This is a genomic window from Azohydromonas sediminis, from assembly GCF_003574675.1.
Taxonomy (GTDB): domain Bacteria; phylum Pseudomonadota; class Gammaproteobacteria; order Burkholderiales; family Burkholderiaceae_C; genus Calidifontimicrobium; species Calidifontimicrobium sediminis.
The window spans coordinates 37096-53535 of the sequence record NZ_QOAZ01000026.1; the positions used below are offsets into that span (position 1 = coordinate 37096).

General features: G+C 71.5%; 27 protein-coding genes. 2 read left to right on the forward strand and 25 right to left on the reverse strand.

All coding sequences use genetic code 11. The annotated features are described in order from the left end of the window. Positions 1-25: 25 nt before the first annotated feature. From DRV96_RS13200 to DRV96_RS13210, 3 genes are read right to left on the reverse strand one after another with little or no spacing between them, the layout of a single operon-like run. Entirely contained in the window at positions 26-247 is a 222-nt protein-coding gene (locus DRV96_RS13200) for a GDCCVxC domain-containing (seleno)protein (RefSeq protein ID WP_119291862.1), read from the reverse strand. Continuing rightward, positions 244-537 (reverse strand): mercury resistance system periplasmic binding protein MerP, encoded by a 294-nt coding sequence (gene merP / locus DRV96_RS13205; protein WP_119291865.1) that lies wholly within the window; start codon positions 535-537, stop codon positions 244-246. Before merP ends, DRV96_RS13200 begins: the two co-directional genes overlap by 4 nt. Positions 538-551: 14 nt before the next feature. Beyond that, on the reverse strand, positions 552-923 hold the full coding sequence (locus DRV96_RS13210; RefSeq protein WP_119291867.1) for a mercuric transporter MerT family protein: 372 nt from the start codon (positions 921-923) through the stop codon (positions 552-554). 43 nt (positions 924-966) lie between these two features. Here DRV96_RS13210 and merR point away from each other — a divergent pair, with 43 nt between their 5' ends. Beyond that, entirely contained in the window at positions 967-1380 is a 414-nt protein-coding gene (gene merR / locus DRV96_RS13215) for an Hg(II)-responsive transcriptional regulator (protein ID WP_235823397.1), read from the forward strand. A 150-nt stretch (positions 1381-1530) separates the two neighbouring features. Next, entirely contained in the window at positions 1531-1911 is a 381-nt protein-coding gene (locus DRV96_RS13220) for a hypothetical protein (RefSeq protein ID WP_162911050.1), read from the forward strand. A 100-nt stretch (positions 1912-2011) separates the two neighbouring features. On the opposite strand, the gene DRV96_RS13225 is transcribed toward DRV96_RS13220, so the two are convergent. The 22 genes from DRV96_RS13225 to DRV96_RS18110 all read right to left on the reverse strand — a co-directional run bounded on the left by DRV96_RS13225 (position 2012) and on the right by DRV96_RS18110 (position 16272). Next, on the reverse strand, positions 2012-3097 hold the full coding sequence (locus DRV96_RS13225) for a helix-turn-helix transcriptional regulator (protein WP_162911051.1): 1086 nt from the start codon (positions 3095-3097) through the stop codon (positions 2012-2014). A gap of 28 nt (positions 3098-3125) precedes the next feature. Continuing rightward, positions 3126-4088 carry a cation diffusion facilitator family transporter gene (locus DRV96_RS13230; protein WP_119291873.1) on the reverse strand — a complete coding sequence of 321 codons (963 nt, stop codon included), beginning with the start codon at positions 4086-4088 and terminating at the stop codon, positions 3126-3128. Positions 4089-4183: 95 nt separating this feature from the next. After that, the gene (arsB, locus tag DRV96_RS13235; protein WP_119291874.1) at positions 4184-5260 is read right to left on the reverse strand and encodes an ACR3 family arsenite efflux transporter; all 1077 of its coding nucleotides are present in this window, start codon (positions 5258-5260) and stop codon (positions 4184-4186) included. Between the two features lie 9 nt (positions 5261-5269). Then, positions 5270-5776: an arsenate reductase ArsC gene (locus DRV96_RS13240; protein ID WP_119291877.1), complete on the reverse strand. Its 507-nt coding sequence runs from the start codon at positions 5774-5776 to the stop codon at positions 5270-5272. Positions 5777-5792: 16 nt separating this feature from the next. Then, positions 5793-6266, reverse strand: coding sequence for an ArsI/CadI family heavy metal resistance metalloenzyme (locus DRV96_RS13245; RefSeq protein ID WP_119291879.1), 474 nt, complete (start codon positions 6264-6266; stop codon positions 5793-5795). Next, entirely contained in the window at positions 6263-6616 is a 354-nt protein-coding gene (locus DRV96_RS13250; protein ID WP_119291910.1) for an ArsR/SmtB family transcription factor, read from the reverse strand. The genes DRV96_RS13245 and DRV96_RS13250 overlap by 4 nt, the downstream gene beginning before the upstream one ends. Positions 6617-6769: 153 nt before the next feature. Next, on the reverse strand, positions 6770-7108 hold the full coding sequence (locus DRV96_RS13255) for a c-type cytochrome (protein ID WP_119291881.1): 339 nt from the start codon (positions 7106-7108) through the stop codon (positions 6770-6772). Next, complete coding sequence (locus tag DRV96_RS13260) at positions 7105-7551, reverse strand: OsmC family protein (protein WP_119291912.1); 447 nt, start codon at positions 7549-7551, stop codon at positions 7105-7107. Before DRV96_RS13260 ends, DRV96_RS13255 begins: the two co-directional genes overlap by 4 nt. 29 nt (positions 7552-7580) lie before the next feature. Then, the gene (locus tag DRV96_RS13265; RefSeq protein ID WP_119291883.1) at positions 7581-8261 is read right to left on the reverse strand and encodes a cytochrome c biogenesis CcdA family protein; all 681 of its coding nucleotides are present in this window, start codon (positions 8259-8261) and stop codon (positions 7581-7583) included. A 7-nt stretch (positions 8262-8268) separates the two neighbouring features. Beyond that, positions 8269-8715 carry a thioredoxin family protein gene (locus DRV96_RS13270; RefSeq protein WP_119291885.1) on the reverse strand — a complete coding sequence of 149 codons (447 nt, stop codon included), beginning with the start codon at positions 8713-8715 and terminating at the stop codon, positions 8269-8271. A 4-nt stretch (positions 8716-8719) separates the two neighbouring features. Continuing rightward, positions 8720-9163: a rhodanese-like domain-containing protein gene (locus DRV96_RS13275; RefSeq protein ID WP_119291887.1), complete on the reverse strand. Its 444-nt coding sequence runs from the start codon at positions 9161-9163 to the stop codon at positions 8720-8722. Between the two features lie 13 nt (positions 9164-9176). Next, positions 9177-9410 (reverse strand): thioredoxin family protein, encoded by a 234-nt coding sequence (locus DRV96_RS13280; RefSeq protein WP_119291890.1) that lies wholly within the window; start codon positions 9408-9410, stop codon positions 9177-9179. Positions 9411-9421: 11 nt separating this feature from the next. Beyond that, the gene (locus tag DRV96_RS13285; protein ID WP_119291892.1) at positions 9422-10339 is read right to left on the reverse strand and encodes an MBL fold metallo-hydrolase; all 918 of its coding nucleotides are present in this window, start codon (positions 10337-10339) and stop codon (positions 9422-9424) included. Positions 10340-10353: 14 nt separating this feature from the next. Then, a complete protein-coding gene (locus DRV96_RS13290) occupies positions 10354-11397 on the reverse strand; it encodes a permease (RefSeq protein WP_119291894.1) in 1044 nt (347 codons plus the stop codon). Positions 11398-11564: 167 nt separating this feature from the next. Then, on the reverse strand, positions 11565-12116 hold the full coding sequence (locus tag DRV96_RS13295; RefSeq protein ID WP_119291896.1) for a sigma-70 family RNA polymerase sigma factor: 552 nt from the start codon (positions 12114-12116) through the stop codon (positions 11565-11567). A gap of 57 nt (positions 12117-12173) precedes the next feature. Continuing rightward, positions 12174-12791 carry a sulfur oxidation c-type cytochrome SoxX gene (gene soxX, locus DRV96_RS13300; RefSeq protein WP_235823398.1) on the reverse strand — a complete coding sequence of 206 codons (618 nt, stop codon included), beginning with the start codon at positions 12789-12791 and terminating at the stop codon, positions 12174-12176. Positions 12792-12816: 25 nt separating this feature from the next. After that, positions 12817-13617, reverse strand: a complete 801-nt coding sequence (gene soxA, locus DRV96_RS13305; RefSeq protein WP_119291900.1) for a sulfur oxidation c-type cytochrome SoxA — start codon at positions 13615-13617, stop codon at positions 12817-12819. A gap of 161 nt (positions 13618-13778) precedes the next feature. Further along, complete coding sequence (locus DRV96_RS13310) at positions 13779-14048, reverse strand: hypothetical protein (RefSeq protein WP_162911052.1); 270 nt, start codon at positions 14046-14048, stop codon at positions 13779-13781. 8 nt (positions 14049-14056) lie between these two features. Beyond that, on the reverse strand, positions 14057-14572 hold the full coding sequence (locus DRV96_RS13315; protein ID WP_162911053.1) for a hypothetical protein: 516 nt from the start codon (positions 14570-14572) through the stop codon (positions 14057-14059). Between the two features lie 31 nt (positions 14573-14603). Further along, the gene (locus tag DRV96_RS13320) at positions 14604-15245 is read right to left on the reverse strand and encodes a nitroreductase family protein (protein WP_235823399.1); all 642 of its coding nucleotides are present in this window, start codon (positions 15243-15245) and stop codon (positions 14604-14606) included. Then, positions 15242-15931: a TorD/DmsD family molecular chaperone gene (locus tag DRV96_RS13325; protein ID WP_162911054.1), complete on the reverse strand. Its 690-nt coding sequence runs from the start codon at positions 15929-15931 to the stop codon at positions 15242-15244. The genes DRV96_RS13320 and DRV96_RS13325 overlap by 4 nt, the downstream gene beginning before the upstream one ends. Further along, on the reverse strand, positions 15928-16272 hold the full coding sequence (locus DRV96_RS18110) for a hypothetical protein (RefSeq protein WP_162911055.1): 345 nt from the start codon (positions 16270-16272) through the stop codon (positions 15928-15930). Before DRV96_RS18110 ends, DRV96_RS13325 begins: the two co-directional genes overlap by 4 nt. Positions 16273-16440: the final 168 nt, after the last annotated feature.

Here is a 16440-nt window from a genome sequence, read left to right on the forward strand (position 1 = left end):
GTCGTCGCCGCGCGCGGCCGACCCATCAGCCCGCGCAGCACCGTCGGCCGCCCGCCCGCTGCACCGGCGGGCAGGGCACGCTGCCGTAGGAGCAGAACACGCAGCAGTCGCCCGGCTTCGGGTGCAGCAGCGCGTGGCAGGCGGGGCACTCGTGGAACCACTGGCAGGCGTCGGTGGGCATGATCTCGCGCTGCGCGTGCCCGCACGACGGACATGTCAGCACCGACACCGTGACGATCTCGCTCATGGCGCTGCCGCGACCGGTTGCGACGGGTATCCGGCGTTGCGCGTCGCTTCGGTCAGCGCCTCGACGCCGGTGCGCGCGTCGTCGAAGCGCACCACGGCCTCGCGCCGCGGCAGGCTGACGGTGGCCTGCTCGACGCCGGGCACGCGCAGCAGGGCCTGCTTGACGGTGATCGGGCAGGCGGCGCAGTTCATCCCCGGGACGGACAGCGTGACGGTGCGCGGCGCGGCCGCGGCGGCGTCGACGAGGGCCGCGAGCGCGGCGACGGCAGCGGCACGGGCAAGGAAGGTCATGTCGGGCCTTTCGATCAATAGAACCAGGGGGAGATCCACGGCAAGCCAAGCACCAGCGCGAGCAGCAGCACGACGGCGACGAACAGCGCCCGGTACGCGCGCCTGAAGCGGGGCGCGGCGCACACTTGCCCGGCGGTGCATTCCCCGGCCGGCCGCCACAGGCGCCAGCCGGCGACCCCGAGTGCAGCCAGCGCGATGGCGACGAACAGCGGCTGCCAGGCCTCGAGCGCCGTCAGGTGGGCGATCCATGCGCCCGACGCGCCGACCAGCAGCAGGACCAGCGGCCCCACGCAGCAGGCCGATGCGGCCAGTGCAGCCAGCGCGCCCGCGGCCAGCGCGGCGGCGGGCGACGGACGGACCGGAGGTGACGGCGGTCGGGTCGACATGGCCGTAAGCTTCGCTCCGTACCCCGGTACGGAGTCAAGCGCCATGACCACGACCCCACGCGACGCCTTCATGACCATCGGCGAACTCGCGCAGCGCGCCGGCGTCGGGGTCGAGACGGTCCGTTACTACCAGCGTCGCGGCCTGCTGGCCGAGCCGCCGCGGCCAGCCGGCGGGATCCGCCGCTATGGCGCCGCGGCGCTCGACCGCCTGCGCTTCGTGCGCGCGGCGCAGCGGCTGGGCTTCAGCCTCGACGAGGTGGCCGAATTGCTGGCGCTGGAGGACGGCCGCCAGTGCGCCGCCGCCCGCGCGCAGGCCGAGCGCAAGCTTGCCGAGGTGCGCGCGCGGCTGGCCGACCTGCAGCGCATCGGGGCCGCGCTCGACGACCTGGTCACGCGCTGCCGCGGCACCCGCGGCCACGTGTCCTGCCCGCTGATCGCCGCCCTGCGCGACCGGTGAGTTCGGGGCCGGCGATGCGAGCCGCGGCCGCGCGCGGGGGCCCGACGACGCGCCGGCCTGCATGGTTCATTTGCGCCATGCCGGCGTCGCGTGCTGCCGCGTTGAATGGGCCGAGGGGTCGTCCCTCGCAACCGGAACCAGGAGATCGCGATGAAGAAGTCCCTGATGTCCCTCGCTGTCCTCTCGCTGTCGGCGGGGCTGCTGACCGCGGCGCCGGTGCAGGCCGCGCCGTTTGGATGGCGCCATGCGGCACCGGGCTACTACTACGCCGACAAGCAGGTCGACCGCGCCACGGTCGAGAAGAAAGCCAAGGAAGCGCTCGCCGGCGTGACCAAGGGCGAGGCGTGGAAGAGCCCCAGCGGTGTCAATCACATCCCGCTCGTCAACAAGGACAAGTTGGTGGTCGGCAACCTGTGGGAAGACGCCGACCTGGGCGCGCTCGAAGTGGGGGCGTTCTGGGTCGGCCGCGGCGGCACCAAGGCCGAGCTGGTCAGCGGCGGCAAGGTCGTCGGCACCCTGTGGATCCAATGACGACACCCGGCGGTGCCGGCGCTGCCCGCCCCGGTGGCCTCGCCCACGCGCCCCATGCGGCAGCGGTCCGCCGACCGTGCGTGCGGTCTCCCCTTCGGCGTCAGCGCTCGGTGCGCGCGGCGAGGGCGAAAGCGATTTGTGCCCGGGTATGCACGCCGAGCTTGAACATGATGCGCCGCAGGTGGTTGCGCACGGTGTGAAAGCTCAGCCCCAACCGCTGCGCGATTCGCTTGTCCGGCAGGCCCTGCGCCACCAGGTGCACGATTTGCGCTTCGCGCACGGTCAGTGTCGCGGTCGGCGGCGGCGCAGCGGGAGGGTCGGCGACGGCGGCGCTGCCGCAGACGTCGTGCGCGGCCGCGACCGCCTTCACGAGGCCGCACAGCATCGTCGCCCGCGCCGCGTCGACGTGGCCGCCGAGCAGTGCCAGCACCCAGGCCGGGGCGGCGCCCGACGGGAAGAGGTGCAGCAAGTCGCCGGCGACGGCCAGCGTCACCGGCAGCGTCGCGTCGGCACCGGCGCGCGCCGTCGCGGCACGCACGCGCAGTTCGTGTTGTGTCAGCCCCCGCGGCAGGCGGCCGCTGGCGGCGTGCCAGGCCCGATCGTCACCAGCCGCCTCGTGCAGCCAGCCCGCCCATCGCGGCCGCACGAGGGGTCGTACCCAGCGCTGGCTCAGCTGCGCGAGCCAGGCGTCCCGATCCCGATCGGTGGCGCCTCGCGCGGCGATCATGTCGTGCCACGCTGCGTCTTCGGGCTGCGCCCCGCCGCAGGGCTCGAGGTGCACGAGCCATGCCGTGGCGCCATCGGCGAGCGCGATCGGCTCGAGGCGCGCGCTCGCCGCCTGCGCACGCCCTTGCGGCAGGTCCAGCTGCACGAGTGCCGAACTCTGCAGGTCGGCAAGCGCCAGGCCGTAGTCGAGGCAGCAGCCGCGCGCGCCGCCACTGTGGACCCACCGCGTGCACCGCAGCGCGTCACCGTTGGGTTTCGCGCCAATGGGATCGGGCGCGACGGCGGCAGCGAGCGCTGCGGAGCACGCAAGCACGCGACGGTCGGCGTCCACCAGCATCAGCCAGCCGGGCCAGCGCTGCACGATGCGCGCCAGCACCTGCACCTCGGTGGCCGGTGCCGCGGTTGGCGTGTGGCCTGCGCGGGACAGTGGATTCAGGGTCGTCGCGACATCACGCGCCATCGCGTCAGTCCCTTGGGCGCGGGCGGTGTCAGGCCGCGCACGGCACGCAGAATGGCACGCGCACCACCTGCAGCGTCACGTGGCTGATCTCGAAACGCTCGTGCAGCCGCTCGGTCGCGTCGCGCAGGAAATCGTCGTCGCCAGGGCCGCCGGGCATTTCGAGGTGCGCGGTGAGCGCGACCTCCGACGTCCCCATCGCCCACACGTGCAGGTCGTGCACGCCGGCCACGCCGGGCAGCGACTCGAGCAACGCGCGCACCTCGCGCAGGTCGACGTGCTCGGGCACGCCGTCGAACATCAGGTGCAGCGATTGCCGGAACAGGCTCCACGTGCCCCAGACGATCACGCCGGCGATCAGCAGGCTCGCCACCGGGTCGATCCAGTGCCAGCCGAGGTAGAGCACCAGCAGGCCGGCGACGACGACGCCCGCCGAGACGAGCGCATCGGCCGCCATGTGCAGGAACGCGCCGCGGATGTTGAGGTCGCGCTCGCGCCCGCGCATGAACAGCAGCGCGGTGGCGGTGTTGACGACGATGCCGACGGCCGCCACCGCGATGATTGTCGTGCCTTCGACCGACGCCGGCTGCTGCAGCCGCCCGAGCGCCTCCCACGCCAGCGCGCCCATCGCCACCAACAGCAGCAACGCATTGACGAACGCGGCGAGGATGCTGGCGCGCTTCCAGCCGTAGGTGTGGCGCAGGTCCGGCCGCAGCCGCCCGGCGAGCGCGCCGCCCCAGGCGAGCACCAGCCCGGCGACGTCGCTCAGGTTGTGGCCGGCGTCGGCCAGCAGCGCGAGCGAGCCGGTCTTCCAGCCGTAGAACGCCTCGACGGCGACGAAACCGACGTTGAGCGCGATGCCGATCGCGAACGCGCGGTCGAAGCGCTGCGGCGCGTGGGCGTGGGCATGGTCGTGACCGCCGCCGCGACGGCCGGTGTCGGCGTGCGCGTGGTCTTGCCCATGGTCGTGATCGTGTTCGGCGCTGGTGTTCATCGGTGGGGGGCCTCGGGGTGGCGCGTGGCGATGCAACGCAGCGTTACGGCATCAGGCCGCGCCACGGCAGCGGTGACGCCCATGACGAGCAGGGGTCAGGCCGCGGCACCCCCACGCTCGTACCACGTCTTGCTGGCGTTGACGACGCGCACGACGAGCAGCATCACCGGCACCTCGATCAGCACGCCGACGACGGTGGCCAGCGCCGCGCCGGACTCGAAGCCGAACAGGCTGATCGCCGCGGCCACCGCGAGCTCGAAGAAGTTGCTCGCGCCGATCAGCGCCGACGGGCACGCGACGTTGTGCTTCTCGCCGACACGCCGGTTGAGCCAGTACGCGAGGCTCGAGTTGAAGAACACCTGCACCAGGATTGGCACCGCGAGCATCGCGATCACCAGCGGCTGCTCGAGGATCGCCTTGCCCTGGAAACCGAACAGCAGCACGAGCGTGGCCAGCAGCGCGGCGACCGACCACGGCCCGATCCGCGCGAGCGCGGCGTCGAACGCGGCGGTGCCGCGCGCAAGCAGCCGCCGGCGCCACCACTGCGCGAGGATCACCGGGATGACGATGTACATCAGGACCGAAGTCAGCAGCGTGTCCCATGGCACCGTGATCGCCGACAGCCCGAGCAGCAGCGCGACGATCGGCGCGAACGCGAACACCATGATCGCGTCGTTGAGCGCAACCTGGCCGAGCGTGAACATCGGATCGCCCCCGGTCAGCCGGCTCCAGACGAACACCATCGCCGTGCACGGCGCGGCGGCCAGCAAAATCAGCCCGGCGACGTAGCTGTCGAGCTGGTCGGCCGGCAGGTACGGTGCGAACACGTGGCGGATGAAGATCCATGCCAGCAGCGCCATCGAGAACGGCTTGACGGCCCAGTTGATGAACAGCGTCACGCCGATGCCGCGCCAGTGGTCCTTCACCTGGCCAAGCGCGCCGAAGTCGACCTTCAGCAGCATCGGGATGATCATCACCCAGATCAGCAGGCCCACCGGGAGGTTGACCTGCGCATACTCCATGCGGCCGATGGCCTGGATCGGACCCGGAAACAGCTGGCCGACGACGATGCCGGCCACGATGCACAGGAACACCCACAGCGTGAGGTAGCGCTCGAAGAACGTGAGCGGCGCCGGGGCGGCGGCGGTCTTGGGCAGCGTCTGGGCGGTCATCGTGGAGAGTCAGGTCAGTGCGATCTGCTCGAGCGCGCGTTGCAGCGCGGCGCGCTCCATCGTCTCGAGCGGCAGCGCGAGCAGCTGCAGCATGCGGTAGCCGATCGCCTGGCGCGTCAGCTCGAACGCGCGGCGCTTGCCGTCGTCGCCGCCTTCGGCGTTCGACGGGTCGGGGTAGCCCCAGTGCACCTTGACGGGCGCCTCGCCGGCGCGGCCGACGAATGCCGGGCAGACCTCGGCGGCGGCGCTGTCGCACACCGTGATGACGATCGACAGCGGTGGAGCACCGGCGGCGGCGAACTCGTCCCAGCTCTTGCTGCGCACGCCGGCGATGTCGACGCCGGCGCGCGCGAGTGCCTCGAGCGCGAACGGGTTGATGCGCCCGCTCGGCGCGCTGCCCGCGCTGTGCGCGACGACGTCGCGCCCGAGCTTGCGCGCCCAGTGGTTGAGCATGCCCTCGGCCAGCACGCTGCGTGCCGAGTTGTGCGTGCACAGGATCAGGACGTGCGTCGTCATCGCGGCACGCGTGGCATCAGCAGCACGAGTCGGCGGACTTCACCGCGATGCCCACCGGCCGGCCCCGCGGCGCGCAGCACGCGCCTTCGGCCGCGGGCGCCGCCTGCGTCGGCTTCTCGTTGAACACGGGGATGTTGGCCAGCGTATGGAAGTGCTCCCACGCGATGCCCTGCGGGTCGGTGACCCAGTGCTTCTCGCTCCTCGCGTAGCAGCAGGTCGTCTCGCCTTCGTCGAGCAGCGTCATGTCGGCCGCTTTGGCGCGCGCCTTCATCGCGGCGAGTTCGGCGGCGTCGTCGGTCTGGATGCCGAGGTGGTCGATGCCGGCGCGCTCGCCGCGCGTCGAGATCGCGAAGTTGACCGGCGGGTCGTCGAGCATCCACTTGGCGTAATCGCTCTCGACGCGCGCCGGCTCGGCGGCGAACAGCTTCGAATAGAAGCCGATGCTGCGGGCGAGGTCGTCGACGTGCAGGTGGACGTGGAAGCGCTTCATCGGGGTCTCGGGGTCGTGGTGGAAGGGATGGAGGCCGCGGCGCAGGCGGCGGGCTCGTCGCAGCCGGCACCCTGGCAGCAGTGGGCCGTCAGATACGCCAGCAGCGCATTCATCTGCGCGAGCGCCGGCCGGTAAATCAGGTGCCGGCCGTCGCGCTCCTGCGTGGCGAGCCCGGCGTGCAGCAGTTCCTTGAGGTGGAACGACAGCGTCGACGCCGGCACGCCGAGCAGCGCTGACAGCGTCCCTGGCGTCAGGCCCTGCGGGCCGGCGCCGACGAGCGCGCGGAACACACGCAGGCGCATGTTTTGCGCCAGCGCGGCGAGCGCGAGCACAGCCGCGTTCTCGTTCATCGGGGCGTCGGGCATCGCATCGGTGCTCAAGGGTTTGACGACACGTCGCAGGCCGAGCTTGGTCCTGCCAAACGTTTCTATTATTTTCGAAACATCGCAGATCAGTCAAGCGCTCGCGTATCACCCTGGCAGCGGTTGGGGACCTCGCGCCGGTCAGGACGGCGGCGCGCCGTCGACGATCCAGCGCACGAGGCGCTCGGCGTCGGTGGCGCTCAGGCGCTCGTGCGCGTCGATGTGACCGAAGATCGACCCGCTGCGCAGCTTGTCGGCGAGCTGGCGCACCGCGCCGTCGTCGCCGCGGTACTTGGCGTAGTCGGCCGCGAGCTGCGCGAACGTCGGCGCGTTCTTCTTCGGCGGGGTGCCGTGGCAGTTGTAGCAGCCCTTGTCGGCGGCGAGCTGCGCGTCGGCGTGCGCCGCCGTCGCGGTGCAGGCCACCACGACGGCCGCGCCGAGCGCGCGCCACGTCCCCCAGCGGTCTCGTCTCGTGTTCATGCGATCGATCCTACGGCGTCGTCGACCCGACGGCGCATCGTGCCGGCCAGGTCGGTGCCCGGCGCGACGGTGTTGAACACGGTGCCGAATTTGCGCACGTTGTCGTGCAGCAGCGCGAGCCGCCGGTCGTCCTCGTCGGTGTCGACGACGATCTCGTAGCGGATCGACTCCATCTTCGGCGGCACGTCCTGACGCACGCCGTGCAGCCGCACCTCGACACCCGTGAGGCGGAATTTCAGCAGCGGCACGACGCGCTCGATGCCCTTGATCATGCACGCCGCGAGCGCCGCGAGCAGCAGCTCGGCCGGGTTGAACGCGTCGCGCCGGCCGGCGAGGTCGGTGTCGAGCGTGATCGCCGCGTCCTTGCACGACGCCGTGCTGCCGTGCGCGTCGACGCGGCGCGCGGCGACGCGGAACTCCATCTTCGGTTTGTCGGGCTCCATCGCGAACTCCTCGATCAAGCCGGCTCAGCTTACGCCCAAGGCGCGAGCGTCGTCCACCACAGGCCTGTCATGACCAGCAGCACACCGAACGCACGCGGGCCCGGCAGCCAGCGGTCGACGCCGGCCAGCCGCCGAGCGAGCGCCTGCGCGCCGCCCGGCACCGCACCGGCAACGACGAGCAGCGCGCTGTGGCCGACGGCGTAAGCCGCGAGCAGTGCCGCGCCGTGCCACATCGACGCGCCGAGCGCCGTGCCGGCGCCGGCTACCGCCAGCGCCGCGGCGAGGGCGGGCGTCGCGCACGGGCTCGTCATGCCGCCGACGAGTGCGCCAAGCGCCAGTGCACCGGCCCACCCCGAGCCCGACAGCCGCCGCTGCCATGCCGGCGGCACCGCCACCGCGCAACGCGTGCCGCGGCCGACGAGCATCCACACGCCGAGCGCGGCGACGGCGACGCCGAACGCGGACGTCGCCGCCCCGGGCAGCGCCCCCATCAGCAGGCCCAGGCGCGCGGCCGCGAGACCGAGCAACGTCAACGCCACGACCATGCCGCCGACAAAGGCCAGCGTCAGGCGCCACGCCTGCGTCGGCGTCGTCGCCTGGCCGCCGACGAAGCCCACTGCGAGCGGCACCGCGACGAGCGCGCAGGGTGACGCGGAGGTCAGCAAACCGCCGGCGAACGCGGCAGCCAGGGTGATCGTGGCGTCGGTCATGCCGGTGTCACGGTCGCGGCTCGGCGGCGTCGACGCCCAGCCGCGCGAGGATCTCGTCGGCGCCGATCGTGCCCATGTGCCGTCCGATCTCGCGACCCTGCGCGTCGTAGAAGACCTGCGTGGGCATCAGCTGGATGCGGTAGCGCTGCAGGTAGCCCGCACGCCGGTCGGCGAGCAGGTCGACGTCGACCACCTCGATGCGCTCGCCATGTTCGAGCCGCAGCGTCTCGAGCACCGGCTTCATCTCGCGGCAGGCGGCACACGCGTTGGCACCGAACTCGGCCACGACGGGCTTGCCGCGCGCGAGCGCGCGCTGCACCGCGTCGCCCTCCTCGTCAGCGGACACCACGGATGCCGGCGCCGCGACCAGCGGCGACTGGGCGCGAAACAGCGTCCAGCCGGCGAGCACCGCGAACGCCGCCGCGACGCTCCCCACCAGGACGCGACGCCGCATCGCGTCAGCCGCAGCAACCGCCGCCCGACACCGCTGGCGCCGGCGCGCAGCACGAGCCGCCGCTGGCGTCGGCGCAGGCGCCGCTGGCGCACGCGTTCGCCTGCGCCATGTCGCCGCGCACCGGGAAACCCTTGCGCGCCCACTTCTGCAGGCCGCCTTCCATGTTCGCGACCTGCGTGTAGCCCTGGTACATCAGGAAGTAGGTCGCCTTCAGGCTGCGCGCGCCCACTTCGCACGCGATCACGAGCTGGCGGTCGCGCGGCAGTTCCGCGAATCGGCGCTCGAGCTGCGACAGCGGGATGGCGACGACGCCGGGTACGTCGAACGCGACGCGTTCGACCTCGGCCGGCTCGCGCACGTCGACGAGCAGCGCGCCCTCGGCGAGCAGCCGGCGGGTCGTCGTCGGGCAGACCTGTTGGGCTTCGGACAGTTCGACACGGGCATTCATCGCGTTCCCTCCCTCAGGCACCAAGCCATTGTTCGACCTTCGCCCGGCTGGGCACGCCGCCGGCGTGCACGACCTTGCCGTCGATCACCACACCCGGCGTCGACATCACGCCGTAGCTCATGATCTCGCGCAGCTCCTCGACCTTGGCGACCGTGACCGGCACGCCCTTGTCCCTGGCGACCTGCTCGATCAGCGCGATCGTGTTCCTGCAGTTGGCACATCCCGTGCCGAGCACCTTAACGTCCATCGTGGCTCTCCTTACTCGCGTTCCAGTTCCAGGTAGGTGCGGCTCGCGTTGCCTGGCATCAGCTCGTCGGCGTTGAGCAGCCGCTTGAAGGGGGCGGCGTCGAACGACTTCACCGCCTCGCTGATGTCGGTCATCTCGGCGACCGCCTTCTTCATGTGCTCGCGCAGCGCGACCAGGTAGGCTTTCGTGTCCGCGCGCGCGGTGGCGACGTTCGTCACGCTGCCGTGCCCCGGCACGATGACCTTCGGGTTCAGCTGCTCGATGACGGCGAAGGTCTCGAGCCAGCGCCCGGTGTGGCTGACCGGCAGCACGCCGAGCATGCGGTCGACGTAGACGACGTCGCCGCTGAACAGCACGTTCTTCTGTGGCAGCCACACCATCGTGTCACCCGGCGTGTGCGCGCCGCCGCGGTGGCGGAACTCGAAGACGACGCCGCCGAGTTCGAGCCGCTCGTCGCGGCCCTGCAGCCAGCGCGTGGGCAGCGTCGGCACCGTGCCGTCGGCCTTCTCCTTCAGCACCGCCTTCAGGGCCTGCAAATGGTCGTTGCCGCGGTTCGTCATGTCGGCGCGCGCGTTCTCGTGGGCGATGATCTCGGCGCCCTGCGCCTTGAAGTAGCCGTTGCCGAGCCAGCGGTGGTCCTGCCCGCCGGTGTTGACGACCCACTTGATGGGCTGCGGCGTCACCCTGCGCACGGCCTCGTGGATCTGGCGCGCGCTCTGGAACGTGGCGCCGCTGTCGATCAGCACCGCGCCGGCCGGGGTCACGACGAGCCCGAGGTTGGCGTTCAGTCCTTCGTTCTCGTAAGTCCGTGCACCCTTCTCGCCGATGTGCGCGTAGACCCCGTCGGACACTGGCTCGAAGCGCACCTCGAGCGCGTTCGCCACCACCGCCACCGTCGCCGCGACGAGCGCCGTGATCCACTTCTTCATCACGAGTTCGCCCCTCACAGCACGGCGTTGAACACGAAGCCGACGACCAGGATGCCGGCGGCCACCACGGCGACGAAGGTCGCGATCAGCCGCACCTTGAGCACCTTGCGCAGGATGATCATCTCGGGCAGCGACAGCGCGATCACGCTCATCATGAACGCGAGCACGGTGCCCAGCGCCGCGCCCTTGGCGAGCAGCGCCTGCACGATCGGGATCACGCCGGCGGCGTTGGTGTACATCGGCACGCCGATGGCCACCGCCAGCGGCACCGACCACCACGCGTCCTTGCCCATGATCGAGGCCATGAAGTCCTCGGGCACCCAGCCGTGGATCGCCGCGCCGATCGTGATGCCCACGACGATGTAGGGCCAGACCTTGCCGACGATCTCGCGCACGCTCGTGAAGCCGGCCTGGATGCGCTCGGCCAGCGGCATGCCCTCCGCACCGGCGGTGGCGGCCACGCGCGGCATCTCGCGCACCCAATCCTCGAGGTGGCGCTCCATCTTCAGCCGGCCGATGACCCAGCCGGCGACGATCGCCACCGTGAGCCCGAGGCCCAGGTACAGCAGCGCGATCTTCCAGCCGAACAGCCCGAACAGCAGTGCGAGCGCGACCTCGTTGACCATCGGCGCGGCGATCAGGAACGAGAACGTGACGCCGAGCGGCACGCCGGCCTGCACGAAGCCGATGAACAGCGGCACCGCCGAACACGAACAGAACGGCGTCACGACGCCGAGCGCCGCGGCCATCGCGTTGGCCACGCCCTCGCGCCGCCCCGCGAGCAGCGCACGCGTGCGCTCGGGCGTGAAGTACGAGTTGACCATCCCCATCACGAACACGACCCCAGTCAGCAGCAGCAGCACCTTCGGCGTGTCGTAGAAGAAGAACTGCAGCGCACCGCCGAGGTGGCTGTCGCGTTCGACCGGCAGCGCCGCGACGAACGCCTCCGACACCGGCACCAGCTGGCGGTAGACCAGCCACCAGACGACGGCGGCAGCAAGCAGGAAAAGGCGTGGATGCCGCTGCGGGAACGACAGCGTGGCGGTCAGGGCGGTCATGCGGGGCTTTCGAGGATGTCTGAACGAGTAGACGCAGCAAGCGACGAAAGGATGCAGCGACACCCGTCGAGCTGCCTTGATGCCGATCAAGCGGGCGCTCGGCACGCGCTTCGTCGTGAGGCCCCCCGACCGGCTGCGCCGCCGCAGCACCAGGGCTCACGCTGCGATCAGGCTGCGGCGCGGGCGGGGGCGTGGCAGCACACGCCCTGGTCGTCGAGCCGCACGCCGCAGGTCTGCGTCAGCCGCTCGCGCAGCCGGGCGCGCGCGCGCTGCAGCCGCGACTTCGCGCCAGGCACGCTCAGCCCGTGCGCACGCGCATAGTCAGCCTGCGTCTGGCCCTCGAGGTCGCAGCGGCGCAGGATGTCGGCATCGGCCGGCGGCAGCTGCTCGAGCACGCGCGCGACGCAGTCGGCGAGCGCGTCGACCGCCGGCGGCGGCTCGGGCGGCTCCCACGGCAGGTCGTCGGGCAGCGGCTCGTGCGGCCGCGTGCGGCGCACGTGGTCGACGAGCGCGTTGCGCGCGACCTGGTACAGCCACGCGCGCGGGTTGTCGAGCACGCAGAAGTCGCGCCCGGCGCGCATCGCCTTGACGAACACGTCCTGCAGCAGGTCGTCGGCCGCGGCGGCGTCGCCGAGCCGCCACGCCAGGTGCGCGCGCAGCTCGGCCTCGTGCGCGTTCCAGGCACGCAGCACGCAGTCGTAGGAGCGGGCAGCACTCATTGATGCCGATGGTACCCGCCCGACCCGGTCCCCACTGCCGGCCAAGCGGCGCGGCCGTCACTGGTTGACGGGTGACGCCGGATCGACGAGCAGCGCGACGAGGTCGGCGATCTGCGCTGGCGTCAGGATGCCGTTGTGCCCGAAGCGCGGCATGTTCGAGCATGCCGAGAAGGCCTGCGCGTTCCAGATCTTGTCGTACGTGTACTTGACGATCGCATCCGAGCGGCCGCGCAGCTTGCCGTAGCCGAGCAGCGACGGCCCCAGCGTGCCGTACGACAGTTCCTTGGCCTGCAGCTGGTGGCACGCGTAGCAGTTGCCGCCGATGGGTCGGTTCGGCGTCGTGTCGCCGACGCGCAGGCCGTAGCCGCTTTGCGCGATCGCCTCGCCGCGCTTCCAGTCGCCGACGAGCTTGCCGCCCTCCGGATAGACGACCTTCATCGTCTGGTTCATTTTCTCGATGCGCTCGGCAGTGGCCTTGTCGGGCCGGTCGCGCACCTGCGAGCACAGCTTCTGCGTGTCGTCCTGCACGAGGCGCTGGCGCCATGCGGGGTCGGTCGTCTTCCACGACGTCGCGATCGCCTCGTCCGCGGTCGGGAAGTGGCGCTGGCCGTCGTCGATCGACGCGCAGCCGACGAGGAGCGTCACGCCAGTGAACGCGGCGGCGGTGTACTTCATGCGTGCCATCTGCGAGCCCCCTCAATCAGCGCTTGATGTACGGCGACTTGACCTCGGTGCCGTTGCCGAGGTTGCCCAGGTACGCGAGCAACGCCGTCACGGCGTCGGACGTGTATTCGACGTCGGGGTGCCGCATCTGCCAGTAGCAGTCCCACATGCGGTGCTGCAGCGTGCGCACGATGCCCTGCGAGACGCGGTACGCGGGCCAGGTGGCCACGCCGGTCGCGGCACCCTCCTTCGTCAGCAGGTTCGGCAGCGCCTGCAGGCGGATGCGTTTGCCGTCCTCGGCGTGGCAGGTCGCGCACGAGAAGTCGAACGGGCCGCCACGGCGCCAGAACAGCTCCTCGCCGGTGCGCACCGCCTGCTTCATCGCCGGGTGCGACGTGTCGACCTTGAAGCGCATGCCGTTGGACTGGGCGGCGACGTAGGTCGCGATCGCCGCGATGTCGGAGCCCGGCCCGCTGGCCTTGAAGGCGCCCTTGTTGAAGTAGGGCTTCGTGTCCCAGCCCTGCAGCTTTTCCATGCACCAGACCAGGCGCGCCTCGAGGTCCATCACCTTGCCGGCATCGGCGAAGTAGCGCGGCAGCTCGGCGTAGGCGCCCTTGACCACGCCCGGGCCCTTGCCGAGGTCGCAGCCCTCGAGCGACACGTTCTTGGTGCCGCGCTTGGTCTTCCACAACTCTTCGCCGAGCATCTCGGTCAGCTCGGCGGGGTTGCCTTCCTTGAGCATCTCGCGGTACTTCGCGATCTCGTCCTCGGACGAGCTCTGCGCCGCGGCGAGCGGTCCCAGCGACGCCGTGAGCATCGCCACCAGAAGTCTCTTCATCGGTCCTCCTCCTCACTCGCGATGGCGAGCGTATTCGCTTCCTTCACCAGAACGGGAAGCCTCGGGATCGACGGCTGTCCCGTGACGACGCTAGTCGAGTCTGCGCCTCCATCGCATAGATGGACGACGTATCTCCAAGTATGCAACCGCTCGATCGGTCCTCAGTCACCGGAACACAGTCCGAGCGGGATCGGCGCCCCCTTCGGCGGCTTGGTTCCCGCCGCGACGGCCTTCGCCACCGGCGACGACGCCTTCTGCGCGGGCGGCTCGCTTCGCTGCGGCGCGACGACGATCGGCCTGGGCTTCGGCGTGGCGCCCTGCGACGTCGCCGGTGGCGACGGTTGCGCCCCGGCACTCACAGCGACGACGAGCAGCGCAGAAGCAACGCAGACGATCCTCGAGCTGCGTGGTGGCCGCGGGCCGGTGTTCATCGTCGACATCATCGCCGCGCGCCCTCGAACGTCCGTCGCAGACGCACACGATAGACGATCCCCACCGCAAGCATCGACAGCGTCGCGACCGCAAGCGCACCCCACTCCAGCGCTGCCGCCGCGCCCGTTGCCGGCCGCGTCGCCGCGAGGTGCGCGACGATCGGTGCGACGTCGGCTCGCGGCACGGCGGCGCCGTGCCACCAGCGCATGCGCTCGACGACGACTCGCCAGCCCAGCGCCGTGTGGCGCACGCCGGCGACGACCTCGGGGCGATGGCAGCGCGAGCAGTGCGCCTCGAGCAGGCGCTCGCCCAGCGGGCGCTCGAGCATCCGCTGGCGCTCGGCCTCGGCCGACGCGGCCCGCTCGGCCGCGTGCCGTGCTTCGCGCTCGGCAGCCTGCGCGCGCTCGCGCTCGAGCTGCTCCGCCAGGCGCTGCCGCTCGGACGGGCTCGTGACGAAGCCCGGGCTGCGGTACTCGTCGCCCGACATCTCGGCGCGCGTGGCCGCACCGGCTGCCAGCGCCATCGCTATCAGCACCGCACGGTGCCGGCGGCGGTCACAGGCGCGGCCCACGCCAAAGCGAGAGCACCTCGTCGGCATCGTCGACGACGCGCGGCGTGGGCTTGCGCGTCGGTGTGCCGATGCAGACGAACGCGACGAGCTGCTCGCGCTCGCGGCAGAACGCCTGCGTGAGCGCCGGATGGCGGCACTTGCGACCGCTCAGCGTCTTCGCGCCGAAACCCATCAGGTGCAGCGCATTGAGGAAGTTCGCGAGCGCACCGCCGGCGCACATCCACTGCTCGTGTGCCGGCACTTCGGGTACGTCGTCGTCGATGCGCACGACCCATGCGACGAGCGCCGGCCCGTTGAACGCGCGCTCGCGCTCGATCGCGACGTCCTCGTCGGTCTTGCCGGCGTCACGTGCGAAGCGTGCGAACAGGTCGGCGAGCACCTCGCGCCCGCCGTCGGGCACGACGACGGCTCGCCAAGGCACGAGCCGCCCGTGATCGGGCGCGCGCAGTGCTGCGCGCGTGGCCAGGCGAAGCTGCGCCAGCGTCGGACCGGGCGCCGTCATCCAGCGCGGCCCGATCGAGTGCCGCTCGAGCAGCCGCCGCAGGGTCACGGGCACACGCGGGCCTCGTGCAAGACGCGCCGCATCCTGCAGCGCCGAGCGCGGGTCGAGGTGCGGTGTGGTCATTGCGAAGCCTCCAGCGTGCGGTCGCCCACGGCCTCGCGCACCAGTCGCACCAGTGCCGCGTAGACCTCGGCTGCCGACGACTTCGCGCTCGCCCGGCGACAGGCCGCCTCGAGCGGACCGGCCCAGTGGTCGACGAACTCGCGGCAGTACTCGTCGGCCATGCCGGCGGCGTCGGCATCGCCCCGTGCGGCGCGCTCGTACAGCCGGCCAAGGAACTCCAACTGCATCGAGACGTGGTCCGGCAGGTCGCGGAAGTTCTCGTCGGGCTCGACGCCGGCCGCCTGGTAGCACGAACGCACCATCTGCACGCTGCTGCCGCCGAGGGCACCTTCGAGGTACACGCCGGCGTTGAGCGGCACCGGCACCGGCGGCGTGAGGAACAAGCGCGCGTATTCGACGAGCCAGGGATCGGCGCTGCCGTCGTCGCGGGCGGCCTCGGCGGCCCAGCGGGCACTCGCCTCGGCCAACGCGTCGACGGCCGGTCGCGTGTCGAGGCCGAGCGCGGCGCCGAGTTCGGCCAGGTCGTCGGTGAGCGGCTGCGCCCAGTCGCACACCGACCAATCGGCCGGTGGCGGCAGGAACGCCCGCGCCACGCTCAGCAACAGGTCGGCCCGGTCGAGCAGCCCCGGTTGCAGGGCAGAGGGCGGCAGCACGCCCGGTGCCGGGTTCTGGCTGGTCACCTTCATGCCCGCCGGTCGCCGAGGCCCAGGAACTTCTCGCCCGCGGCGTTGACCACGTTGGCGAGGAACACCGCCGTGGCGAGTACCGCCCATTCGGTGAGCGATGGCGAGTACGACAGCAGCCCGTGCGCCCAGCTGCCCTTGAACAGCGCAACGAGCTGGCCGCCGACCACGAAGTGGTAGCGGGCGACGAACAGCGCGACGACCGCGATCACCGCCGCGACGAGCTGCAGCCCGAGCGACTTGCGCAGCCCCGGCAGCACCGTGATCGCCAGCGGCACGCCGATGCCCAGCCACACCTCGGCCTGGAGCGCAGGCCGGCTCCACAGGTGCTGCCATACCTGCATGCCGTCGGCGTTGCTCCACAGTCCCGCGACGAGGCGTGAGAGCCTGTGAAGATTTGGGATAACCCCGACAGCCGCGGGCGAGTTTGGCCGTTGAAGTGGCATGAGCACCGAGACGACTGAAGCGACGCCGAGCGAAGGGCAAGACCTCTTCGGCTGCAAGCCTGTGGC